The sequence below is a fragment of the Staphylococcus sp. T93 genome (genome assembly GCF_016743875.1).
GTDB lineage: Bacteria > Bacillota > Bacilli > Staphylococcales > Staphylococcaceae > Staphylococcus > Staphylococcus aureus.
Genome location: NZ_CP068247.1, coordinates 1,280,482 through 1,303,614, shown reverse-complemented (window position 1 = coordinate 1,303,614; position 23,133 = coordinate 1,280,482). Strand labels below are relative to the sequence as shown.

Below are 23,133 nucleotides of genomic sequence, written 5' to 3'. Positions count from 1 at the left end.
CACTGTAGTGGCATATTGTAAATTAAATATTATTATGTGATCATTTTGTTTAAATATTAGTTATAAGAAGTGAAATATTCATTTTAAAAGGAGACTTAAAACTTGAAACGATCAACGAATCAAGAAAAATTTCTTGATACACTAATTAGACTTAATACTAAGATTGAAGAACTAGGAAAGATAAATATTTTAAATAATCATATATATTCCGAATATTTTTTTAGAGACCTGTTAAATATTGTATATGGGTATTCACTTGAGAATCATAATAAAAAACAAAAAAATGCACCAGCATTTGATCTTATAGATAATACGAATAAAATTATTATTCAAGTTACCGCAACGTGTAAAAAGCAAAAAATAGAGGACACTCTAAAAAAAGAGTATTTAACAAATAAAATGGAAGAAGGTTATCGATTAAAGTTTATATTTATTGGAAATCAAAATAATAATATTAAAAATAAGAATTTTTCAAATCCACATAATATATTATTCGATAGTAAAAAAGATATTATTTTAACTCAAGACTTATGCGAAGAGTTTTTGAATTTAAACATAAATAAGCAAGATCACGCTATTGAATTATTAAAAAAAGAATTATCTCCGCTTTTATTTGAAGATTCTTTGTCATATTTAAAAGAAGAATTTATTAATGAAAAATTAGAATTTAATATATCGAATTTAGCTTCACGATATACTGCGAATAATGATGTCGATACTATTAATAATAAAATTATAGAAGGTATTTCTATTACCAATAATTTTAAATATACTAATATTTCATATCTAAAAGAATTAAAAGGTTATATCGAAAATGATATTTTAGATAAGATGAAATCAAAATACGCAAAGAATATTTATTTGAATTTCAAAAAAATATTCTCTAATTTAGAACAATCAGTCAATAATTATTTGGAACTGGAAGAAGAGTTTGAAGAAAAGAAAAAATACTTAAGTGAAATTTATGAATTGATAGACGAAATTAATATTGACCCTTATATTTTTCTGACAGAACATAATGAATGTAATATATACAAAATAAGTGAGAATGAAAAATTAGAACTTCAAACTTATATGAGTAAAATCGAAAAAGTATTATTAAAATATCAAACGTATTTAAAAGAAACATGTAAAGAATGCTTGTTTTATCCTTATTTGCTAGTTCAAGGTGAAGCTGGCATAGGAAAATCACACCTTTTAGCGCATCTATCTAAAAAACTTAGAGATGAAAATCATATTATTTATCTGTTTTTGGGACAATTTTTTACTAAAAATGAAGATCCATGGCATCAAATACTTAATGATTTAGAAGTTACAAATTCTGTTGATAATTTTTTAAGGTCAATAAGTAATAAGGCCAAAGAAACAAAAAAAAGAGCTTTTATTATTATTGATGCGCTTAATGAAGGTGAAGGTAAAAGGTTATGGGGAAATTATTTTCAAAGCTTTATCAACCATATAAAGAAGTATTCTAATATAGCTTTAATATTTTCTATTAGAACCCCTTTTGAAGATGTTATATTACCCAAAAACGCAATACAAGATAACAATATTGTAGTATTTCAGCATGAAGGTTTTAGTAAGGAAGAAAACTATAATCCAATTGTATCTTTTTGTGATTTTTATGGATTAGAGCTACCTAAGTTACCTATATTAAATCCAGAATTCAACAATCCATTATTTTTAAAACTAATGTGTGAGTACTGTGTAAATAAATTTAAGGAATTTGACCAAACTATAAGTGTTGCAGAGCTATTTACAAATGTTCTTAAGACAGTAAATATTAATTTATCTAAGGAAGATAAATTTGATTTTGATAAAAATATTAATGTTGTACAAAAAGTAATAAAAGGATTAGTTGAATTAATGAACGACTCAGAATTTAATCAACTAAATTATGAGGAATCCTATACTGTTGTTAATAATATAGCTAAAGAGTATGTTCAAAAGTCAAATAGATTTTTAGAAGCGCTAATAGATGAAAATATATTAATTAAAAATACTGGCTATAAAGGTGAAATGATTATTTATTTTTCGTATGAGCGTATGGGAGATTACTTTTTATCAGAATACCTTTTAGAGAAATATAGAAATGTTGATAAAAGAGATTTAGTAACTAAATTACAGTCAGATGAAAAAGTGACAAGGTATTTTCAAAAGGAAGACGATTTATCTTATAATAGAGGTCTTATTAATGAACTTTTTATTAAATTAGCAAATGAATTTAATATAGAGCTATTTGAAGTATTTCCACAGTTTAAAAACAATTATAACATGATATATTCTTTTATAAATAGTTTAGTATGGAGAAAAGATGGTAGCATAAGTAAACATACTAAATGCTATATATCCGATAATGTTATTCCTTATGATGCATTTAGAAATAATTTTTTAGATGTCTTATTAATAAAAATGCCTCAAAAAAACCATCCGTTAAATATTTGGGCTTTACATAAATTATTGAAACAATGCAATTTAGGAAAAAGAGATTTTTTATGGACTCAATATATATCTATAAATAATGAAAAGGTTTTTGAAATTATTAATTGGCTATTTAGTAACTATAAGAAATTAGATGAAGAAACTGCGGAAAAATATATGATTTTTTTAACGTGGATATTTTCTGCAACTAATAATAAATTAAGAGATCTCGGTACTAAATCTTTAGTAAAATTATTCAAAACATTTCCAACTAAAATTATTGGTTTATTAAAATTATTTGAAAATAACAATGATCCATATATAGTCGAAAGATTATATGCTTCTGTTTTAGGGGCGACACTTCGAATCGACATTTGTGAAATACATATAGAGATTGCTAATTATATTTATGAAGAAATATTTGATAAAGAAATGGTATATCCTCATATTTTAATGAGAGATTATGCTAGGCAAACAATTGAATATATTAGTTTATCAAAAGATATATCTAATATAAATTTAGAAAAAATTAGGCCACCTTATAAAAGTAATTGGTATAAAAAAGAATATTCGAATTTAAATATAGACGATTACATAAAATCTTTAAAAAACAAATTAGATAGCCATTTACATTTTTCTATCGATAAAATTAAAAACTCAATGACAACGGAATATGGAAGAGGAACTGGGGCATATGGCGATTTTGGCAGATATGTATTTGGTTATGCTGTACGAAACTGGGTAAAGGGTTTTAAAAGTGATCAAGACTTAAGTAATATAGCATTAATGAGGATTTTTGAAATGGGTTATGATGCAAAATTACATGGTGAATTTGATATGTGGGTTAATCGTTATGATAACTTTAATAATTCAATTGAAAGAATTAGCAAAAAATATCAATGGATTGCTTACTATGAAATTTTAGCTAAACTTGTAGATAAATTTCCTGATGTTCAATATTCTGGACTATGGGATGATTATATTAGAGATATTGATCCTACTTTACTATTACTTGAAATTGATAAAGAATCAAAAATACTAGTACCCTCACCACTTCCTTCGCATCAATCGAATGAATGGGTAAAAAATACCAAAGTTTTTGATGAAACAAAATTATTTTTAGAAATAGATATAGACAATCATAGATATATATGTTTAAGCTCAAAGTTTAATTTTGAAAAGAGAGAGAAAGAAATACCATTTGAAGATAGAGACTCATGTTATTTCTTAGCGATGGGATATTTTTATAATAAAGAAGATAGTAATGAAATTATCAAAGGTTATGAAAATAATTATGATAGAGGTATTAATATTCCTCGAGCACATAGTATATATTTATATGAATATTATTGGAGCGAAGCTTATAAAAATTATAAAGAGGGATATTTAACTGAATCAGATGGTAAATTATGTCCAGCTATTTATGAATATTTTTGGGAGTTAGATTATTCTGTTAAGGACAAATCAATAAGTTTTTATATTCCGTGTAAAGAAATAGTAGATTATTTTTCATTAATACAAACGGAAGAAGGAGTATGGAAAACTAAATTTGGTGAAACAATATGTATTAATTCTAAATTACTCGAATTTGATAATGAATGTTTACTTATTAAAAAAGAAAGTTTATTAAACTTTCTTAATACTAAAAAATTGTCTATTGGATGGAAAATATATCTAGAAAAAATTTCTCTTCGAGATAGACAAGAATGGTGGTACAATGTTTTTTATGACGATGGCAAATATAATAAGAAAATAATTAAGAATGACATGTCAAAAATTAGGCGTAATTTTTAGATTTATCTATATATTTATGCCACCGCTCAAACTTTTATAAAAAGTAAAAAAACAATATTTATATTGAACTTGTGACGTGAATTTCTAAAACACAACCAACAATCCACAAGGAAACTAGTAAATAAGTTTAAATAAGATTTCGAAAAAATGTGTAATATTATAATATGAAAATCTTTAAGATTATAGAAGAATCATACTGACTAAAAAGATTTTGAAAGTGATTAAGTATTTAAAACACGCCAATCTTAAACCGCTATTGACAAATATGAAGCGGAACCACCGTTGTTTTTCTTTTCAGGTCCAATTGAATAAATGTTATGAATAGAATGGATAAAAATATAATTATTTAAGTGTTAAAGTAAACCAAATCATGATTTAAGATTATAAGAAAGAAAAATTGACTAATGTTAAAACCAACAATCATATGGGTTGTAACGTTTATACAATCATCGTAAAACTCAATATGCTTAATTTATTCAAAATGTTCGTCAATAAGTACAATGAAAAGGAGATTGATTTTTGAATAAAAAATATCTTATGATTGTAATTATAATTTTAATATTGATTCTAGGCGGAATCTTTTTGAAGATGAAATATGACGAAAAGAAATATTATGATGAACAAAAAGAAAGAATAACGATTTATATGAAGTACAATGTGAAAGGTTATAAAAATATAAGCTTCGCTAATTTTAAAGAAAACCCAATGGATGGTTATTCTATTAGTGGTTATATAAATAATGATAAAAAGTTATCATTTACAGCTGGTATAAGATCTGTTGATGATTTTCAATTTGATACCGATATTTCTTATACAGATGAATTGGGTAGAAAATTTAATAAAAATCCTAAGTCAGTTTCTGAAATAAAAAAAGAGCAAAATACGTCCAATAAATAATTGTTCATATTGTGATGAAACAAAAATATAAGTCATTAGATGAGTTTAACTATGTTATAAATATTTGTAGTATCTATAAAAATCTCGACACTATTAAAATGATAAAGTGCCGAGGTTTTCTTACTTATTTAGTTAATTCAAAGTTTATGCCAGATTCATAAGAATTTGTGACACTTTTAATAGTGTAACCATTGATTATTACAATTTATCAAATGGTCCTTTAGAAGGTATAAATAACAAAATAAAATTAATTAAACGTACATCTTTTGGTTATGGAAGTTACAATCATTTGCGCAATCGAATATTATTATGTTCAAAACTTTACGCTCCAAAAAGTAAAAAGGAAGTTAAGCAATGTTTAGTTGCTTAACTTCGGATATTGAACGCATCAGTCCAATTTGACATAGAGCCTTTTTTAGTTCTTGATGTTTCTCTTTAAAACCTTGCATATTTTACAAAAAGAAAAATTAGCAGTATAATTAAGACAACGAAAATAAGTATTTACTTATACACCAATCCCCTCACTATTTGCGGTAGTGAGGGGATTTTTATTGGTGCGGCTATATGTCACCTATTTTGTATTGCGTCTACTTAGCCAATAAGAAAAAAACGCAATGGCACAGCCACTGATGACTGGTGCTATGATGTGAACGAAAATAAGCATCACCTTATACACCTCCTCTCTGCGTCTAAATTGACGCCTGAGAGATAGGCGACTCTACTATTATATCATCGGCAAATATACAAGCACAGTCACTTGCTTCTGATAAGTTATATGATTCTAGCTGATAGATTGAATCGTCTACACTTAATTGGACAAATTCTATGAGAATAGATATTGTTAATTTAAGAAAGTAGGCGATTTTATTATGACAAGAGAAAGAAGATCATTTAGTTCAGAGTTTAAGTTACAAATGGTTAGATTATATAAAAATGGTAAGCCTAGGAATGAAATTATACGCGAGTATGATTTCACACCTTCGACGTTTGTAAATGGCGGTTATAAAATGTAGGAAAATGGATAAAGCAACATCAAAACACGGGTACATTCAATCACCAAGATAACTTATCGGATGAAGAAAAAGAGCTGATTAAATTACGCAAAGAAGTTCAACATTTAAAAATGGAGAACGATATTTTAAAGCAAGTAGCGCTGATTATGGGGCAAAAATAGAAGTCATTCAAAAGAATGCACATCAATATTCAGTATCAGCAATGTGTAAAGTCCTGATAATACTAAGAAGTACCTATTATGATTCTATAAAAAGAAAAGATAATAAAATCACTAAAGATGATTCAAACATAGAACATGCCGTCATAAATATTTTTAATTCTAATAGAAAAGTCTTTGGTACAAGACGAATTAAAAATCATTTAAATGACAAGGGTCTCACTGTATCTGGACAAAAGATAGGTCGATCATGAAAAAATCTAGTTTCTGTTTATACGAAATCTAAATACAAAAATCATCTAAAAGAAACTAATGAAAAACGAATTAAAAATCTTTATTATTAGCTGCTGGTGTATTATTTGTTAGTCCAATTTCATTATCTTATAATTCAGATGTAGCTCATGCTGAAGATAAGTTAGACCATTCTCAAGCAAAGGTAATATATTTGAGTAACCAAAATTTATTTGATGAACTTGAGAAAAAAGGTTATAAACTGGAAGATATATTTACAAAAGAAGAAATAAAAAAATATAAAGCTGAAGACCAATTGAGAGCGGGTAAAACTCAATATGTAGAAACAGGTAAAGATACTGCAACATTATATCTTTCTTCTGCATATACAAAAACAATAGCTGCTTTAGGTGCGGGGGCTATTAGCGTTATTTCTGCACTAACAGGAGGTTTAGTTGGCGCAGGTGTTGGTGGTTTCCTTGGATCTATAGCTGCATCGAATATTGATACTAGTAAGGGAATATATATAAAATTAAAAACTAAAAAGTATGCAGCCGGGGAATACGTTCTGACAGGAGAAAAATGGGGATATCAGTAAGGGTGATTTTATGGATAGATTAAAATATTCACTTAAAGTTGGAATTTTAGCATTATTATTATTTTGTACTTTAAATTATTTAGTTCCAATGCAAAGCAATGCTTTTTCAATAATTATATATTCGGCAATTTTTGCTGTGTTACTTATGCTTTTAGTTTATATATTTTTAGGAATTTTAAAGAAATGACATGAAACAAATTAGCATTGGCTATGAAGAAATCTATGGGGATAGAATTTTTCATAGCCATTTTTTAAAAGAGCATGAAGTAAAAAATTGGAAAACCGTCAATCAAATAATTGAAAAAGAACACTTGGACAAAAATGAATATGAAGCGGAACCGCCGTTATTTTTCTTTTCAGGATCGTTAGATTAGATTCGGTTGTATAGTATAATGAAAAATATTATAATAAATTTATAAAAAAGGTATTTTATTTTGAAATCATGTCCCTTCGTTACATATAGTAGTAGAGGGGTTTTATTTTAATAATGTTTACACCTATAGTTATAAATTTATTAAATGATGTAGGTTCGATTTTTTTAGTTAGGGTGGGGAATCAATTGAAAGTTATTGAGAAAGTTCATTATGAAGATATTTTAGAATCAAAAATAGTTCGATTATTTCAGGCATTTATAAAGGACAAAATGGATCAACTTTTTATTACTTCTGAACACTTTGCTATTGACATAGACAAGCTATTATTTCAACTTAATTTAAATGTTAGATATATTAAAATGGAGGGTAATACTTCGGGTTATTTAAGTGGAAGAACAATCTATATTAATAATAATCACTCGATTAATAATACAAGATTTTCAATAGCTCGTGAATTGGGCCGTTATTTATTTAAAAATACAGACTTAATGAGAGATAGTAACGATAATAGTCTAAAGAATTTACATGAAATGATTTATGAAAGCGACGTAAATCAGTTTTCAGTCGACTTACTTATGCCTAAAAAGCAAATAGAGGCATTAGTCTATAATTTTTATGAAGTCAATAATATCAATTTAAGTTCTGGTTTATCTGAAAAAGAACGAAACAAACTATTGAACCTTATATCAACTAAGTTGGAAGTTTCGAAAGTAGCTGCTGGATTAAGGCTGTATAATTTAGGAATACATATTTGATAAATATTGTGAAAATCTAGTCGATTTATTAAAACCAAAAGAAATTTAATACAATTCAAGACCATGCAAACTCATTTATAAACATTGTCCGTTTATAGATAGGTATGCGTGGTCTATTTTATAAAATATATTTAATTACAGGTTTAAACATCTATAACAAAATCTCAACAGCAAAAAATAAATCTACATTAATCATTTATCTAGACTCAAGGAAATCTTATATTTCTATTCCTTTTAACATATCGTCAATTTTAATGAGTAATTTCTCTACTAATATTCCAGGCAAATAGGCACGTGCTTTGGTGGCTTGCATCCATGCTGGTTTTGGATTATATTCGCCAATGTACCAATCAATGACTGTTGGTTTGATCATTTGACATAATCCAGCTACACCAAATTGGCCATGGGATTCTTTTGTAATAATTGCATGTAAAATTAAATGCTCGATTAGATCACAGTACACTAAGTTTTCTTTCTTTTGAACGTCGTATGAGTACTTAAATTTGGAAATGAATCTTAGATCAGATAGATTTTGGAATTTGTCCTCGCTTATATGATGGCAATATAATCCTTCGCTAGCTCTAGTGTATTTTCCTTTTGAAATACTTTTGATTTCTCCATTTAAAAATCGCGTGTATGATTTTTCTTTATAATAATCATCGGTTACAGCGCCATATTTACTTAAAAGGTATGCTACAGCTTGCGAGTATGTAGCGTCTAATAATTGACTATATTCATTATATTTAGCTATATATTCATTTTTCTCCATTTCAATATACCTCTTTTCAAACTTTATAATATGAAATGCTTGTAATTTACAAAGAATAAAATCAATACTCACGTAGTTACATTCGACTTTTATATGTCTATTTCTCTTGTATAATACGCCAATTGATTAATATTTTGTCATTGAATTCCACATTTTTGTATTGTTTTAATAGTTCTTCAGTTCTTTGTAAACAGACTGTAACTGTGTCTTCAATTGATAAATTAAATGCCGCAAAGTCTTCTAATTCAGTCCCTTTATGAATTAAATCGACAATGCTGTCTTTCACGCCTAGGGAAGAGAGCGTTTCCAACATATAAGGTGTAAAAAGCGTATGCTCTGCGTTTTCGATTGAAATAATGCCGAGTTTAAGTTGATTAAAAAGACCATGCATAGTCATTAAGGTGTATTTCTCAAGTTGTTGTATATTCTCAAATGTTATCATAGCGTTTCTCCTAAAAATTACGATTAATCAAAGTATGCCATTATTTAACTTTAGTTTCTTCAGAATTATTTGCCCCATTATCATGTTTTTCTTCTTTATTAACAGCATTTTTATCATTTTTATCGTCGACTTTTTGATCTGGTATGTCATTTTGAATTGCTTTGTTATTATCAATGTCATGATGTTGAATGTCTTCTGACTCACCATCTGTTTCATCATGATTGTTCATACCTGGATTGTATTTAGGGCTTCTCTTTTTAAATGCTTCAAATTCTTCTTTGTCTTTTTCTGACATATCATCAAAAATATTAATAATTGTGCCATTGTGTCGATTAACAATAGCACAACGTTTTAATGGTGTGCCAACTGCATCGCGGACTAGATGTTCAACATAATATTCATGTTCATTGCTTCGTTCAAGATTTGTTTTATAATTTAATGTTTGATATTCATTAACGCCTCTTGCTTTGTAATCGTTTCGAACTATATCTTCGGCTTCTTGTGGTGTCATTTGCTTTTCTGTATTTGACTGTGTAGTGTTGTCAGTTTGTTGCGTCTTTTTATTAGTGTCATTTGATTTACTACTATTTTCTTTATGTTGATTAGCACCACAGGCAGTTAATAGTGACAATGATAATGTGATTGCAACGATAGCTTTGAATTTCATTTTTTTATCTCCTTGATTTGATTATGTATAATTAATTTTTCCGTAAAAGAAGGGTAGCCGAGCTACCCTGAAATTTTATTCTGTTGAAGCGTCGTACATGCTATCTTCATTGTGAATATTTTGGCTAGGTGGTGCTTCACTAGTGGTAGGTTTGCTATGGGGCATGGGCTCTACAGGAGCAGTTTCCTCATTAGATTCACTTTTTTCTACACTAGATTTATCACTTTTAGACGCATTCTGCTTATCCTCATCTTTACTAGACTTTTCGCTATCTTCAGAATCAGTATCCGCACTAGAAGTTGTAGCAGGTGTAGTAGCCGAAGCTTCATAACTTACATTATCGCTATTTGAACTCGCAACAGCTACTTCTGTATCTTGCTTGTCTTTTTTAGCTTTTGATGTTTTTTTAGCATCGGATAAATCAAATGTAATCTTCTTGACGCTAAATAAACTAGAAATAACTTCTAATTTTTTATCTTTTGCGTTGGCTATGTTTTCTGACACATCGAAAACAATTTTACCTTGAGCAGTGCTATCTGGATTTATACGCTGTAAGAAAAATGAATTTTCTATACTACCATTGTCACTTTGATTAGCAGACATTGAACCTGTATTATCTGCTTCAAATGTTTTATCACCGGATTTTAGCTTAAACATTGAACTATCAATTGTTAACGCTTCTTTACCTTTGTTTTTAATCGTCACATCAGCAACGACAAATATACCTTTAGCGTTTGTTGGTGCAAGAGATGGTCCTACAGATTTCATAGTTTCCACTGAATTTACAGTGACTTCAAGGTCGCCATTTTTAACAGTTTCACCGATTTTATGGGTTTTGTTCGTTTCTTTAGAACTATTTCCGCCAAGGTTACCTGTAATACCAGCTGTACAAGCTGAAATACCGATGATAATTAAAATAAATAATACTAGACAACCACCACAGCCCCAGAACCATCCTTTTTTAGATTTCTTTTGTCCGTATTGCTGGTTCTGTTGGTTTTGTTGATTTTGGAAAGCTTGGAATTGTTCCCATTGTCTTCGCTCTTCTTCGCTTTTGAATTGATTGCTCATGCCTAAAAAATCTCCCTCATTATTTACTATGTGATTAGTGCATAAAGCTAAATACAATTTGAATTCAATTCGCTTGTTGTTTAATATTTATCAGGTTCACATGCACGTTTATCTTTATCTCTATCTAAATGTGGTCGATATGCTGGATGATCGGCAGTGACACCATTCGGATATACTTGTCTAAGTTGCTTACAATTAGCAAATGATTGTTGCGTGTTTGTTTCAGTTGATGGTGAGGTCTTAGGTTGCGTGGATTGATGATGGTTACTTGATTGTTGCTTTTCTTTTAAATCATCTTTCAAGTCGTCTTGTGATTTATCTTCTGCAACGTTTGGTGTGTTAATATCATCGTCTGATTGATCTTTTGTTGTTATTTCATCAATTTCATGTTGATTATTTTCAGTATTTTCATTTGCAGGTACTTCTTCGGTTGATTGTAAATCCTCATCTGTTGCTGTTTCTGATTTTTCCTCAGGCTTATCTTCATTTTTATTTTCATCTTTTTGAGTTAATTGCGTTTTTGATGATTGATTATTAGTGGAATTGTCATTATTACTAAACATCATTGAACAGGCTGATAATAAGATTATTAATAAAATAAAAGAAATAAGGCAACCGCCGCATCCTTTTAACATGCCGCGTCTTTCAGAATTTTTAACAGATTGGTTTTGATTCTTGTTGTTCTCTGTATTCAAAGGTAAATCTCCTCTATATTTATATGTTATTTTCATGATTTACTACATAAAACCTGGATGCATTTAAGAGGGAGTTATTAAGTGTAAAACGCTTTCACTATATCACATAATCATATTTTACCAAATTAGTAGTGGAAATACTTTAATTTTTTTCAAAACTTTAAAAATATTTTTGGATTGTAGAAGTGTTAATTTAATAATTGTAAAGTTGTATTACGACTCAAAATGACACGAACATGACAACATAATTTAACAAAATAATAATTTCTATTTGCTATAATATATTGTATTTATTTTTAGAGGTGTTGCTTTTGAAAAAGTTTTTAAAATTCAAGGGGATGAAAATATGTTTAATGCTATATCTACTGATTTTTTTAAGTAGTTGTAGCACAAATAATAAAATAGTAGGCCAACGATTTGAAATACAACAACATAATGAAACAATAGGTAGTATTTACTTTTCAGCAGACTATGCACATATAAGAGGTATAGAAAAAGGCACTGCAAAATATTTCATAGACAAAGTAGGCAGCAAACGTTACTTATTTATTGAATATATTCCGGATAATGTATTGAATTGCAAGCCGGACTTTTGGAAAACGTTAAAATATAAAAAGGACAAGGTAACATATTATGTATATCTCATTGAAAATTTAGATGATGAAGTATTCCATTTAAGTGCATTACAAGACATGAACCGTATACCAATTGACATTGCAGATGATGTGGCAACAATGGGTAAATCACCACATCAAAATGACAGAATGACACTAAAATTAAATAAAAATAACTGATAATAGTAGACGAATGATATAACGATATGTATTGAGCATTATAACAATCATATCAATGCATCAATTCGTCTACTTTTTTATATTTTTAAACATAACCACTGCTAGAATGTCATAAAATCGTTATAATTATAATGTAAATGATTTTGGAGGAATAACGCATGGACTTTTGGTTATATAAACAAGCACAACAAAATGGACATCATATTGCGATAACAGACGGTCAAGAATCTTATACTTATCAAAATTTATACTGTGAAGCGAGTCTATTGGCTAAAAGACTCAAGGCTTATCAACAATCTCGTGTTGGGCTATACATAGATAATTCGATTCAATCGATCATTTTAATACATGCATGTTGGTTGGCAAATATTGAAATTGCGATGATTAATACAAGGTTGACACCTAATGAGATGACGAATCAGATGAAGTCAATCGATGTACAATTGATTTTTTGTACCTTGCCACTGGAATTACGAGGGTTTCAAATTGTATCGCTGGATGATATTGAATTCGCTGGAAGGGATATTACAACGAACAGTTTGTTGGACAACACAATGGGTATCCAATATGAAACATCGAATGAAACTGTGGTGCCGAAAGAGTCGCCGTCCAACATATTAAATACATCATTTAATTTAGATGACATTGCATCGATTATGTTTACATCAGGGACAACGGGCCCTCAAAAAGCGGTGCCACAAACGTTTCGTAATCATTATGCCAGTGCAATCGGATGTAAAGAGAGCTTGGGATTTGATCGTGACACTAATTGGCTATCTGTCTTGCCGATTTATCATATTTCGGGTCTCAGTGTACTTTTAAGAGCTGTTATTGAAGGTTTTACTGTGCGCATTGTTGATAAATTCAATGCCGAACAAATTTTAACGATGATTAAAAATGAACGAATCACGCACATTTCGCTTGTGCCACAAACTTTAAATTGGCTTATGCAACAAGGTTTACATGAACCTTATAATTTACAAAAAATATTACTCGGCGGTGCTAAATTATCTGCCACTATGATAGAGACGGCATTACAATATAACCTGCCAATTTATAATTCATTTGGTATGACTGAGACATGTTCGCAATTTTTAACAGCAACACCGGAAATGTTGCATGCACGTCCTGACACTGTAGGGATGCCAAGTGCCAATGTTGACGTAAAAATTAAAAATCCTAATAAAGAAGGTCATGGAGAATTAATGATTAAAGGCGCCAATGTGATGAATGTATATTTGTATCCAACAGATTTAACGGGTACGTTTGAAAATGGTTATTTTAATACGGGTGACATTGCTGAAATAGATCATGAAGGTTATGTCATGATTTATGACCGACGTAAAGATTTAATTATTAGTGGCGGTGAAAATATTTATCCATATCAAATTGAAACGGTAGCGAAGCAATTTCCAGGTATCAGTGACGCAGTATGTGTAGGGCATCCTGATGATACTTGGGGCCAAGTGCCTAAATTATATTTTGTCAGTGAAAGTGACATTTCAAAGGCACAATTGATTGCATATTTATCACAACATTTAGCGAAATATAAAGTACCGAAACACTTTGAAAAGGTTGATACTTTACCTTATACATCAACAGGTAAATTACAAAGAAATAAGTTGTATAGAGGATGATTTGATGAAGTTGACAGCTTTGCATTTTTATAAATATAGTGAGCCATTTAAGTCACAAATTGTAACACCGAAAGTCACTTTAACGCATCGTGATTGTTTGTTTATCGAATTGATTGATGACAAAGGAAATGCATATTTCGGGGAATGTAACGCTTTTCAAACAGATTGGTATGATCATGAAACAATTGCCTCAGTGAAACATGTAATTGAGCAATGGTTCGAAGATAATAGAAATAAATCATTTGAAACGTATGAAGCAGCACTAAAATTAGTAGATTCATTGGAAAATACGCCTGCTGCAAGGGCAACTATTGTCATGGCATTGTATCAAATGTTTCATGTACTGCCTTCATTTTCAGTAGCATATGGAGCGACAGCGAGCGGCTTATCAAATAAACAACTAGAGTCATTAAAAGCAACAAAGCCGACCAGAATTAAATTAAAATGGACGCCTCAAATCATGCATCAAATTAGAGTGTTACGGGAATTAGACTTTCACTTTCAATTGGTTATAGATGCAAATGAGTCCTTGGATCGTCAAGATTTCACACAGTTACAGTTATTAGCGCGTGAACAGGTTCTTTATATCGAAGAGCCATTTAAAGATATCTCCATGCTTGATGAAGTAGCGGATGGAACAATACCTCCAATAGCCCTTGATGAAAAGGCAACATCGTTGTTGGACATAATTAATTTGATAGAATTATACAATGTGAAAGTTGTTGTATTAAAACCATTTCGTCTAGGTGGCATTGATAAAGTGCAAACGGCAATTGATACTTTGAAAAGTCATGGTGCAAAAGTGGTTATTGGCGGCATGTACGAATATGGTTTAAGCCGCTATTTTACAGCGATGCTTGCTCGTAAAGGTGATTATCCAGGAGATGTTACACCAGCAGGTTATTATTTTGAACAAGATGTGGTGGCGCATTCAGGCATATTAAAAGAGGGGCGACTCGAATTTCGCCCCCCTTTAGTGGATATAACTCAATTACAACCATATTAATGGTTATGTTTATGTGAATGCTTGCTTGCTGACTTGTCTTTTTTTAACGGAACAGGGTCAAAGCCGCCTTTATGAAGCGGATGACATTTTAAAATACGACGGATACCTAAATAAAGGCCTTTGAAAGCACCGTGGTATTGAATCGCTTCTCTAGTGTACTCTGAACATGTTGGATAAAAACGACAAGTTGGTGGAGTGAGTGGCGAAATGAAACGTTGATAAAAATGAATCATCGCCAAGAATATCTTTTTCATAATTAATGCCTCCAACGATAGTAATTAACTATTATATTAACATACAATGTAGGGATGTGATGCGCGTGAAGTTTAGGGATAAAGATAATCGTCAAGTTAATTTGACATTTAAAAAGGATAATGAGATAGCAGATGGCAATCATGTGCTAGCTATTCCAACGTTTAAAAATCAATTGCTTTTTACCAAACATAATTTACGGGGGATTGAATTTCCTGGTGGTAAAAGGGAACGCGGGGAAAGTAGTGCTGAAGCAGTTACACGTGAATTATATGAAGAAACAGGCGCCAAAGTTAAAAATATTTATTACATAGCACAATATACCATTGAAACACATGATCAAACTGATTTTGTAAAAGATGTATATTTTATCGAAGTTGAATCATTGGTAAGCAAGAACGATTATTTAGAAACAGCAGGGCCAGTGTTGTTTAACTGTATCAATGATATTGAACTCGCACAACGGAGTTTCTTACTGCAAGATAGTACCATTTTAAAATGCGTAGAGAGGGTGCAATCACTTGGGTTTTATCAAACGTAAACGAATGCCAATTGAATATTTTACGCATCAATTCGAAGAAATTACATATTTGTCAGATGACTTACAAGTAAAAGCTTTAATGATGACACCACATCATGAAGTAAATCGCATTGTAGTTTATTTGCGAGGTGGCAAAGGTCAAGTAGGACGTGTGCGCGCAGGTAGATTAATGCAATTTTCAGATAGTCAAACTTTAGTGATTGGGCCATACTACCGAGGTAACAATGGGAGTGAAGGCAAAGACGAATTTTACCGTGGCGATTTAAATGATGTGACGCAATTATTAAGGTTGCTACATGATAAATATCCACATGCATTTATCCACATGGTTGGTTTTTCGCGAGGTGGTTTACAAGGATTGTTGACATTTCAAGACTTACCAGTAACAAGTTATACAATCTGGGGTGGTGTCTCAGATATTGATTTAATGTATGAAGAACGTGTCGATTTAAGAGGCATGCTACGAAGAATGATTGGTCATCCGAAAAAAGATCGAGCGGCATATGAGGCACGCCAAGCGATTCCAAACATTAATGAAAACAGTCCGCCAATATTAATTGTACATGGAGGGAAAGACCAGCAAGTTGGTATTCATCATGCGTATTATTTAGCGGACCAACTAGAGTTAAAAGGTGCCACGCATGAAACATTTTATCAAATGGCAGAAGGACATGTGCCAAGACCACCAGCGATGGTTGAAACATTGACTTATATTAAAGAGTTTATGAACCAAGTTGAGTCGCATAGCTAGTATGAAACGTGGTGTGCGCATGGGAACTATCAAGCTTTGAAGATGTGGTACTACATGCGTTGAATTAGGGATCGGTACTTTATATGAAGACGTGCTGCTTCCATTAAATGAGTGATGCGATTTTGGCATGAAGGTCACCTTAAATGTACATTGTTGTAATAAAATTGCCTATAAATTTTTAGCACATAAAATAAGAGGAGCCAACCATTGTTAGACTATAACAACGGTTGGCTCTTTAATTGTAAAAAGAAAACCATACGCTATGCGTATGGTTCAGAAAAGGTTCTACCATTGTCACAAAAAATGCATCTCTACGTGCTAGAATAAATATTGGTCAGCCAACCAAAATAATCAACACGAGGAGATGCTATTTAATGTCATCTGACACAAACAGTTTAGCACATACAAAATGGAATTGTAAGTATCATATTGTCTTTGCACCTAAATACAGAAGACAAGTGATATATGGAAAAATAAAAAAAGATATAGGGATTATATTGCGTCAATTATGTGAAAGAAAAGGTGTAGAGATAATTGAAGCAGAGGCATGTAAAGATCATATCCATATGTTAGTTAGTATACCACCCAAACTTGGGGTATCATCATTTGTTGGCTATTTAAAAGGAAAAAGTAGTTTAATGATATTTGATAGACATGCTAACTTAAAGTATAGATATGGAAATAGAAAGTTTTGGTGTAAAGGATTTTATGTGGATACAGTAGGTAGAAATAAAAAAGTGATTGAAAATTATATTCGTAATCAATTACAAGAGGATATCGTTGCAGACCAAATCTCAATGGAAGAATATTTAGATCCTTTCACTGGAGAGAAAAATAAAAAAAGAAAGAAAAAAGAGTAACCCTTTAGGGTTGCTGGAATAGTAGTGCAGTTGGCTGACTTGTCAGTGCCCTTTTAGGGCTGGCCAGTAAGGAAGGCTTATAGCCGCAGAACAAACCACCCGTTCACACGGGTGGTTTTGATTTAGTATTCAAATTTATTTGTTGAAGCTACCTTTTTCAGCAATATGTTCAACTTTTTCACCAAATTTTTCGAAGTTCTTTTCAAAACGTTGAATTAAATCTTCTGCTTGTGCTTTATATTTCTCTTTGTCGCTCCAAGCATTAATTGGATTTAAAATTGTTTTCGGTACATCTTCAATTTCTACAGGAATGCTTAAACCAAACGTACTATCTTTTGTATATTCTGCATTTTTCAATTTGCCAGAAATCGCTTGGTTTACCATTTGACGTGTGTAATGTAAGCTGATTCTACGTCCTACACCATATTTTCCGCCAGTCCATCCAGTATTAACAAGATAAACATCAACATCATGTAAATCGATAAGTTCACCTAATAGATCAGCGTAAACAGTAGGGTGTAACGGGAAGAACGGTGCTCCGAAACATGTTGAGAATGATGGTTCAGGTTCTGTCACACCACGCTCTGTACCAGCTAATTTAGAAGTGAAACCACTCAAGAAATGATACATTGCTTGGTCTTTATTTAACTTTGAAATCGGTGGAATAACACCAAATGCATCCGCAGTTAAGAAAATAATTGTATTTGGATGTGCTGCTTTAGATGGTACTACAATATTGTCAATGTGATTAATTGGATAAGCGGCACGCGTGTTTTCTGTATAACGATTGTCTTCAAAGTCCACTGAACCATCTTCTGCAACTACAGTGTTCTCTAAAATTGCACCATATTTGATTGCGTCAAAAATCTGTGGTTCTTTTTCTTTGGAAAGATTAATTGCTTTTGCATAGCAGCCACCTTCGATATTAAAGACCCCGTTTTTATTCCAGCCGTGTTCATCATCACCGATTAGTTTACGGTGTGGGTCAGCCGATAAGGTTGTTTTACCAGTGCCAGATAGACCAAAGAATAATGCAACATCGCCTTTTTCACCAACGTTTGCTGAGCAATGCATGCTCATAATATCTTGCATCGGTAAGAGATAATTCATTACAGAGAAGATACCTTTTTTCATTTCACCAGCGTATTCAGTACCGCCGATTAAAATGACTTTGTGTTTAAATGAAATAATGACAAAGGTTTCAGATTTAGTACCATCAACTTCTGGATCTGCTTTAAAATGTGGTGCAGAAACGATAGTGAAGTTAGGTTTAATCTTTGTAGCTTCTTCTTTTGATTCAGGTCTAATAAACATATTTTTAGCAAATAAATTATGCCATGCTAATTCATTGATGACTGTAAGTTTTAACATTGTATCTTTATCGCTACCAGCGTAGCCTTTAAATACGTATAGTTCATCTTTTTTATCTAAATAGTCTAGTACTTTATGGTATAACTTCAAGAAAGTTTCTTCATCGATAGGTTGATTAATTTCTCCCCAATCAATGTTATCTCTATATGAAGGTTCAGAGACAAAAAATTTGTCTTTAGGCGAACGACCAGTATATTTTCCAGTACTTGCATTAACAGCACCAAGTTCTGTTAATACCCCTTCGTTATTGTCTAAGATTTTATTATAAAGTTGTGTCGTCGAAAGTTGAAAATGTGACGTTGGTTTTTTCAGTAATTTGTCAATTTTAGTTGTTTCAGTGTATGTGTCTACTGACATCCTAAATCCCTCCAAAGCGATAATTTAAATGTAAGCCTTTACATTTAATTAGTATAACACATTAACATAATTAATCTACAATATTTTACTGTAAATTTATTTGTGAAAAATTGACATTAATTCATTAATTAGGTACTATTATTTTTAACGGATTCTCTTATCCTGAGTGGTGGAGGGACATGGACCCAATGAAACCCAGCAACCTCTTTTTTATAAAAGAAAGGTGCCAAACCGTTTGCAGACAAATAGGTCTGAACGATAAGAGCGAATGGACGTATTAGGCCTTCTCTCTATATTAATAGTTAGAAGGTCTTTTTTATTTAGCTCACAGAGAGAGAATTTTCGTAATATAAATTTAAAGGAGCAAACTATGTTAAATAACAAACGATTATTTACTTCAGAGTCTGTTACAGAAGGACACCCAGATAAAATCGCTGACCAAGTGTCAGATGCAATATTAGATGCTATTTTAAAAGACGATCCAAATGCACGTGTAGCTTGTGAAACAACTGTTACAACAGGTATGGCATTGATCGCCGGCGAAATTTCTACAACAACATATGTTGATATTCCGAAAGTTGTTAGAGAAACAATTAAAGAAATTGGATACACAAGAGCAAAATATGGTTATGATTATGAAACAATGGCAATTTTAACTGCGATTGATGAACAATCACCTGACATTGCACAAGGCGTGGATAAAGCATTAGAGTATCGTGATAAAGATAGCGAAGAAGAAATTGAAGCAACAGGTGCAGGTGACCAAGGTTTAATGTTTGGTTACGCAACGAATGAAACAGAGACGTATATGCCTCTAGCAATTTATTTATCACATCAATTGGCAAAACGTTTATCAGATGTGCGTAAAGATGGTACGTTAAATTATTTACGACCAGACGGTAAAGTTCAGGTCACTGTTGAATATGATGAAAATGATAACCCAGTACGTATTGATACGATTGTCGTATCAACACAACATGCTGAGGATGTGACACTTGAACAAATTCAAGAAGACATTAAAGCACATGTCATTTATCCAACTGTTCCAGAAAACTTGATTAATGAACAAACTAAATTCTACATCAATCCTACAGGACGCTTTGTAATCGGTGGACCTCAAGGTGATGCAGGATTAACAGGACGTAAAATCATTGTTGATACGTACGGTGGCTATGCACGTCATGGTGGCGGATGCTTCAGTGGTAAGGATCCTACAAAAGTAGACCGTTCAGCTGCATACGCTGCACGTTATGTGGCTAAAAATATTGTTGCAGCAGGTTTAGCAGATCAATGTGAAGTACAATTGGCATATGCGATTGGTGTTGCAGAACCAGTGTCAATTGCAATTGATACATTTGGAACAGGTAAAGTTTCTGAAGGGCAACTTGTCGAAGCAGTTAGAAAACACTTTGACCTAAGACCTGCAGGTATTATTAAAATGCTTGATTTGAAACAACCGATTTACAAACAAACTGCTGCTTATGGTCATTTTGGACGTACAGATGTCTTATTCCCATGGGAAAAATTAGACAAAGTGGAAGAATTAAAAGACGCAGTAAAATAATAAGATGAATTGAATATAGCTAAATAAAAGATTTTCGGTATATAAATGATAATATGTATCGAAAATCTTTAGCTTTTCTATTATAATTAAAGTTATTCATATATTAAAAAGGAGCGTTGTTGTGATGGATTTATCTTCACCGATAGTCATTGGACTCATTATTGCAGTAGTCATTGCATTAATCTTTTTTGTCCTTTTTTTAGTTGCCTTAGGTAGTAAGAAAAAAGTTAAGCGACAAACAGAAGAAAAGTATGAACAACAAGAACAAAACATTAAAAAGTCTCATGAAGAAGCTTTAGAGAAAGAGCGTATTCAAAATAAAAAGACAATTACAAAACAACAAGAAGATTATAATCACATGGTTAGTACAAAAGATCGTGAGATTGACGCATTAAAATTGTTCTCGAAAAATCATAGTGAATATGTAACGGACATGAGATTAATTGGTATTCGTGAAAGATTAGTTAAAGAAAAACGAATTCGACCAGAAGATATGCACATTATGGCAAATATCTTTTTACCAAAGGATGGCTTTAATAATATTGAACGAATTAGTCATTTAGTATTAACAAGAACTGGTCTTTATATTATTGATTCTCAATTGTTAAAAGGTCATGTTTATAATGGTATTAGTGGCGGTCAATTTAAAGATTTACCACCAATGGAACAAGTATTTGATACATTGGATTTAGATAAATCTAGACCGCAAACTATTGTGATGGATCAAAATGATGACAAACGTTCATTATCATTTGTAAATTATTCAGATCAAATTGAGGCGATTAAACAATTGGCTGAAGACTTACAAAAAGAATTAGGTGCCAAATATACACCAACTTCAATTTTATACTTTAATCTTAAAAATGAAGGCGATGTAACGATTTCAAATTATAATCAAAATAGTGCTGTCAAAGTGCTTGTCGGTGCTGAACAATTAGACGAGTTCTTTAACAAATTTGTATTCCATGGTCGTATTCAATACAACGTGGAAGACTTACAACAAATGATGGATAAAATTGAATCATTCAATTAAATGTTAGGCTGAAGTGATGACTATATGTTGTTACTTCGGCTTTTTTAGTTTGTCATAAATTAAACAGAATTACTTTTACAATTTGATTAATATTTGAGAGATATTACTAGAATTTTAGTGGTTGATTGCTCTAAGTGTTTTTTCTCATGTATTCAACTCAGATTTGTTATGATAACAGGGTATAATACATCAAAAAGGTGAGGCGATATTTATGGAGGTTAAAACATTTTATAATGGAAACACGATGCCACAAATTGGTTTAGGGACATTTCGTGTGGAAAATGATGAAAATTGCATGGAAAGTGTTAAGTATGCCATTGAACAAGGATATCGTAGTATTGATACCGCAAAAGTTTATGGGAATGAAGAACAAGTAGGTGCTGGCATTCGTGCCGGATTGGAGTCAACTGGTATTGCTAGAGAAGACTTATTTATTACTTCAAAATTATATTTTGAGGATTTCGGTCGTGAAAATGTAGCAGCTGCTTACGAAGCTAGTTTATCTAGATTAGGTTTAAAATACTTAGATTTGTATCTAGTACATTGGCCAGGTACGAACGAAGCCGTAATGGTTGATACATGGAAAGGTATGGAAGATTTATATAAAAATAATAATGTTAAAAATATAGGTGTCAGCAATTTTGAACCTGAACATTTGGAAGCTTTGTTGGCACAAGTGTCAATTAAACCTGTAATTAATCAAGTTGAATATCATCCATATTTAACCCAACATAAATTGAAATTATATTTGGCAGCACAACGTATCGTGATGGAATCTTGGTCACCATTGATGAATGCACAAATTTTAAATGATGAGACAATTAAAGACATTGCTCAAGAATTAGGAAAGTCACCTGCCCAAGTTGTTTTAAGATGGAATGTGCAGCATGCTGTGGTTACAATCCCTAAATCGGTGACACCAAACAGAATCTCTGAAAATTTCCAAATATTTGATTTCGAATTATCAGATGAACAAATGACGCGAATTGATGGTTTAAATCAAGATAAGAGAATTGGACCTGATCCAAAAAAATTTGAAGGCTAGATTAAAATCGCTCAACTGATGAAAAGGTTAGATGAAT

Annotated in this window: 24 protein-coding genes, 2 pseudogenes and 1 riboswitch; of the genes and pseudogenes, 17 read left to right on the top strand and 9 right to left on the bottom strand. The window is 31.2% G+C overall.

What is annotated here, in order from left to right; genetic code table 11:
* Positions 1-102: 102 nt before the first annotated feature.
* From JG553_RS06250 to JG553_RS06240, 3 genes and pseudogenes are all read left to right on the top strand, one after another.
* A complete protein-coding gene (locus JG553_RS06250; RefSeq protein WP_000831218.1) occupies positions 103-4,215 on the top strand; it encodes an SMEK domain-containing protein in 4,113 nt (1,370 codons plus the stop codon).
* Positions 4,216-4,734: 519 nt separating this feature from the next.
* Positions 4,735-5,112 (top strand): DUF1433 domain-containing protein, encoded by a 378-nt coding sequence (locus JG553_RS06245; protein WP_001037045.1) that lies wholly within the window; start codon positions 4,735-4,737, stop codon positions 5,110-5,112.
* Positions 5,113-5,299: 187 nt separating this feature from the next.
* A pseudogene (locus JG553_RS06240) lies at positions 5,300-5,482 on the top strand (transposase); the annotation flags it as partial.
* Here the strand turns inward: JG553_RS06240 and JG553_RS06235 are convergent.
* Together JG553_RS06235 and sprA1 are read right to left on the bottom strand one after the other, a co-directional pair.
* Positions 5,460-5,561, bottom strand: coding sequence for a hypothetical protein (locus tag JG553_RS06235; protein WP_001791893.1), 102 nt, complete (start codon positions 5,559-5,561; stop codon positions 5,460-5,462). The pseudogene JG553_RS06240 and the gene JG553_RS06235 sit on opposite strands and share 23 nt — an antisense overlap.
* Before the next feature lie 122 nt (positions 5,562-5,683).
* The gene (sprA1, locus tag JG553_RS06230; RefSeq protein WP_001801861.1) at positions 5,684-5,779 is read right to left on the bottom strand and encodes a type I toxin-antitoxin system Fst family toxin SprA1/PepA1; all 96 of its coding nucleotides are present in this window, start codon (positions 5,777-5,779) and stop codon (positions 5,684-5,686) included.
* Positions 5,780-5,981: 202 nt separating this feature from the next.
* On the opposite strand from sprA1, the gene JG553_RS06225 reads away from it, so the two are divergent.
* From JG553_RS06225 to JG553_RS06205, 5 genes and pseudogenes are all read left to right on the top strand, one after another.
* Positions 5,982-6,125 (top strand): transposase, encoded by a 144-nt coding sequence (locus tag JG553_RS06225; RefSeq protein WP_001549059.1) that lies wholly within the window; start codon positions 5,982-5,984, stop codon positions 6,123-6,125.
* Between the two features lie 603 nt (positions 6,126-6,728).
* Positions 6,729-7,112: a hypothetical protein gene (locus tag JG553_RS06220; RefSeq protein WP_000070812.1), complete on the top strand. Its 384-nt coding sequence runs from the start codon at positions 6,729-6,731 to the stop codon at positions 7,110-7,112.
* 10 nt (positions 7,113-7,122) lie between these two features.
* Positions 7,123-7,299: a hypothetical protein gene (locus tag JG553_RS06215; protein WP_000375476.1), complete on the top strand. Its 177-nt coding sequence runs from the start codon at positions 7,123-7,125 to the stop codon at positions 7,297-7,299.
* Positions 7,300-7,306: 7 nt separating this feature from the next.
* Positions 7,307-7,486: pseudogene (locus JG553_RS06210) on the top strand (DUF1433 domain-containing protein); the annotation flags it as partial.
* Positions 7,487-7,599: 113 nt separating this feature from the next.
* Positions 7,600-8,241 carry an ImmA/IrrE family metallo-endopeptidase gene (locus JG553_RS06205; protein ID WP_000494956.1) on the top strand — a complete coding sequence of 214 codons (642 nt, stop codon included), beginning with the start codon at positions 7,600-7,602 and terminating at the stop codon, positions 8,239-8,241.
* 217 nt (positions 8,242-8,458) lie between these two features.
* On the opposite strand, the gene JG553_RS06200 is transcribed toward JG553_RS06205, so the two are convergent.
* The 5 genes from JG553_RS06200 to JG553_RS06180 all read right to left on the bottom strand — a co-directional run bounded on the left by JG553_RS06200 (position 8,459) and on the right by JG553_RS06180 (position 11,921).
* Positions 8,459-9,010: an SAV1803-related protein gene (locus tag JG553_RS06200; RefSeq protein WP_000414205.1), complete on the bottom strand. Its 552-nt coding sequence runs from the start codon at positions 9,008-9,010 to the stop codon at positions 8,459-8,461.
* 97 nt (positions 9,011-9,107) lie between these two features.
* On the bottom strand, positions 9,108-9,452 hold the full coding sequence (locus JG553_RS06195) for a DUF3969 family protein (RefSeq protein ID WP_000627551.1): 345 nt from the start codon (positions 9,450-9,452) through the stop codon (positions 9,108-9,110).
* A 40-nt stretch (positions 9,453-9,492) separates the two neighbouring features.
* Positions 9,493-10,119, bottom strand: a complete 627-nt coding sequence (locus tag JG553_RS06190) for a hypothetical protein (protein WP_000669046.1) — start codon at positions 10,117-10,119, stop codon at positions 9,493-9,495.
* 75 nt (positions 10,120-10,194) lie between these two features.
* Complete coding sequence (locus JG553_RS06185; protein WP_000070653.1) at positions 10,195-11,190, bottom strand: DUF4352 domain-containing protein; 996 nt, start codon at positions 11,188-11,190, stop codon at positions 10,195-10,197.
* An 80-nt stretch (positions 11,191-11,270) separates the two neighbouring features.
* Entirely contained in the window at positions 11,271-11,921 is a 651-nt protein-coding gene (locus JG553_RS06180; RefSeq protein ID WP_001795535.1) for an excalibur calcium-binding domain-containing protein, read from the bottom strand.
* Positions 11,922-12,223: 302 nt separating this feature from the next.
* On the opposite strand from JG553_RS06180, the gene JG553_RS06175 reads away from it, so the two are divergent.
* The 3 genes from JG553_RS06175 to menC all read left to right on the top strand — a co-directional run bounded on the left by JG553_RS06175 (position 12,224) and on the right by menC (position 15,322).
* Positions 12,224-12,679 (top strand): DUF4909 domain-containing protein, encoded by a 456-nt coding sequence (locus tag JG553_RS06175; RefSeq protein ID WP_011443643.1) that lies wholly within the window; start codon positions 12,224-12,226, stop codon positions 12,677-12,679.
* 158 nt (positions 12,680-12,837) lie between these two features.
* Positions 12,838-14,316: an o-succinylbenzoate--CoA ligase gene (menE, locus tag JG553_RS06170; protein ID WP_000348360.1), complete on the top strand. Its 1,479-nt coding sequence runs from the start codon at positions 12,838-12,840 to the stop codon at positions 14,314-14,316.
* 4 nt (positions 14,317-14,320) lie between these two features.
* Positions 14,321-15,322, top strand: a complete 1,002-nt coding sequence (menC, locus tag JG553_RS06165) for an o-succinylbenzoate synthase (protein ID WP_000778523.1) — start codon at positions 14,321-14,323, stop codon at positions 15,320-15,322.
* On the opposite strand, the gene yidD is transcribed toward menC, so the two are convergent.
* Positions 15,319-15,576: a membrane protein insertion efficiency factor YidD gene (gene yidD / locus JG553_RS06160; RefSeq protein WP_000718107.1), complete on the bottom strand. Its 258-nt coding sequence runs from the start codon at positions 15,574-15,576 to the stop codon at positions 15,319-15,321. The two genes, menC and yidD, sit on opposite strands and share 4 nt — an antisense overlap.
* A gap of 65 nt (positions 15,577-15,641) precedes the next feature.
* On the opposite strand from yidD, the gene ytkD reads away from it, so the two are divergent.
* The 3 genes from ytkD (at position 15,642) to tnpA (ending at position 17,726) form a co-directional block, all read left to right on the top strand.
* On the top strand, positions 15,642-16,115 hold the full coding sequence (gene ytkD / locus JG553_RS06155) for an RNA deprotection pyrophosphohydrolase (RefSeq protein WP_000672014.1): 474 nt from the start codon (positions 15,642-15,644) through the stop codon (positions 16,113-16,115).
* 4 nt (positions 16,116-16,119) lie between these two features.
* Complete coding sequence (locus JG553_RS06150; protein ID WP_002868962.1) at positions 16,120-16,866, top strand: alpha/beta hydrolase family protein; 747 nt, start codon at positions 16,120-16,122, stop codon at positions 16,864-16,866.
* A gap of 374 nt (positions 16,867-17,240) precedes the next feature.
* Positions 17,241-17,726, top strand: a complete 486-nt coding sequence (gene tnpA / locus JG553_RS06145; protein WP_000093392.1) for an IS200/IS605 family transposase — start codon at positions 17,241-17,243, stop codon at positions 17,724-17,726.
* A 135-nt stretch (positions 17,727-17,861) separates the two neighbouring features.
* On the opposite strand, the gene pckA is transcribed toward tnpA, so the two are convergent.
* Entirely contained in the window at positions 17,862-19,454 is a 1,593-nt protein-coding gene (gene pckA, locus JG553_RS06140; RefSeq protein ID WP_000109906.1) for a phosphoenolpyruvate carboxykinase (ATP), read from the bottom strand.
* 154 nt (positions 19,455-19,608) lie between these two features.
* Positions 19,609-19,719: riboswitch (SAM riboswitch) on the top strand.
* Positions 19,720-19,824: 105 nt separating this feature from the next.
* Between pckA and metK the strand changes: the two genes are divergently transcribed.
* The 3 genes from metK (at position 19,825) to JG553_RS06125 (ending at position 23,096) form a co-directional block, all read left to right on the top strand.
* Positions 19,825-21,018: a methionine adenosyltransferase gene (gene metK / locus JG553_RS06135; protein WP_000933822.1), complete on the top strand. Its 1,194-nt coding sequence runs from the start codon at positions 19,825-19,827 to the stop codon at positions 21,016-21,018.
* Between the two features lie 124 nt (positions 21,019-21,142).
* Entirely contained in the window at positions 21,143-22,051 is a 909-nt protein-coding gene (locus tag JG553_RS06130) for a nuclease-related domain-containing protein (protein WP_000366154.1), read from the top strand.
* A 211-nt stretch (positions 22,052-22,262) separates the two neighbouring features.
* Positions 22,263-23,096, top strand: a complete 834-nt coding sequence (locus JG553_RS06125) for an aldo/keto reductase (RefSeq protein WP_000453320.1) — start codon at positions 22,263-22,265, stop codon at positions 23,094-23,096.
* The last annotated feature ends 37 nt before the right edge of the window (positions 23,097-23,133 follow it).

Coding starts and splice junctions, on each gene's coding strand:
- JG553_RS06235 (WP_001791893.1), bottom strand. CDS start 5,561: ATGCAAGGTTTTAAAGAGAAACATCAAGAACTAAAAAAGGCTCTATGT.
- JG553_RS06225 (WP_001549059.1), top strand. CDS start 5,982: ATGACAAGAGAAAGAAGATCATTTAGTTCAGAGTTTAAGTTACAAATG.
- JG553_RS06215 (WP_000375476.1), top strand. CDS start 7,123: ATGGATAGATTAAAATATTCACTTAAAGTTGGAATTTTAGCATTATTA.
- JG553_RS06205 (WP_000494956.1), top strand. CDS start 7,600: ATGTTTACACCTATAGTTATAAATTTATTAAATGATGTAGGTTCGATT.
- JG553_RS06200 (WP_000414205.1), bottom strand. CDS start 9,010: ATGGAGAAAAATGAATATATAGCTAAATATAATGAATATAGTCAATTA.
- JG553_RS06195 (WP_000627551.1), bottom strand. CDS start 9,452: ATGATAACATTTGAGAATATACAACAACTTGAGAAATACACCTTAATG.
- JG553_RS06190 (WP_000669046.1), bottom strand. CDS start 10,119: ATGAAATTCAAAGCTATCGTTGCAATCACATTATCATTGTCACTATTA.
- JG553_RS06185 (WP_000070653.1), bottom strand. CDS start 11,190: ATGAGCAATCAATTCAAAAGCGAAGAAGAGCGAAGACAATGGGAACAA.
- JG553_RS06180 (WP_001795535.1), bottom strand. CDS start 11,921: ATGAAAATAACATATAAATATAGAGGAGATTTACCTTTGAATACAGAG.
- JG553_RS06175 (WP_011443643.1), top strand. CDS start 12,224: ATGAAAATATGTTTAATGCTATATCTACTGATTTTTTTAAGTAGTTGT.
- menE (WP_000348360.1), top strand. CDS start 12,838: ATGGACTTTTGGTTATATAAACAAGCACAACAAAATGGACATCATATT.
- menC (WP_000778523.1), top strand. CDS start 14,321: ATGAAGTTGACAGCTTTGCATTTTTATAAATATAGTGAGCCATTTAAG.
- yidD (WP_000718107.1), bottom strand. CDS start 15,576: ATGAAAAAGATATTCTTGGCGATGATTCATTTTTATCAACGTTTCATT.
- JG553_RS06150 (WP_002868962.1), top strand. CDS start 16,120: ATGCCAATTGAATATTTTACGCATCAATTCGAAGAAATTACATATTTG.
- tnpA (WP_000093392.1), top strand. CDS start 17,241: ATGTCATCTGACACAAACAGTTTAGCACATACAAAATGGAATTGTAAG.
- pckA (WP_000109906.1), bottom strand. CDS start 19,454: ATGTCAGTAGACACATACACTGAAACAACTAAAATTGACAAATTACTG.
- metK (WP_000933822.1), top strand. CDS start 19,825: ATGTTAAATAACAAACGATTATTTACTTCAGAGTCTGTTACAGAAGGA.
- JG553_RS06130 (WP_000366154.1), top strand. CDS start 21,143: ATGGATTTATCTTCACCGATAGTCATTGGACTCATTATTGCAGTAGTC.
- JG553_RS06125 (WP_000453320.1), top strand. CDS start 22,263: ATGGAGGTTAAAACATTTTATAATGGAAACACGATGCCACAAATTGGT.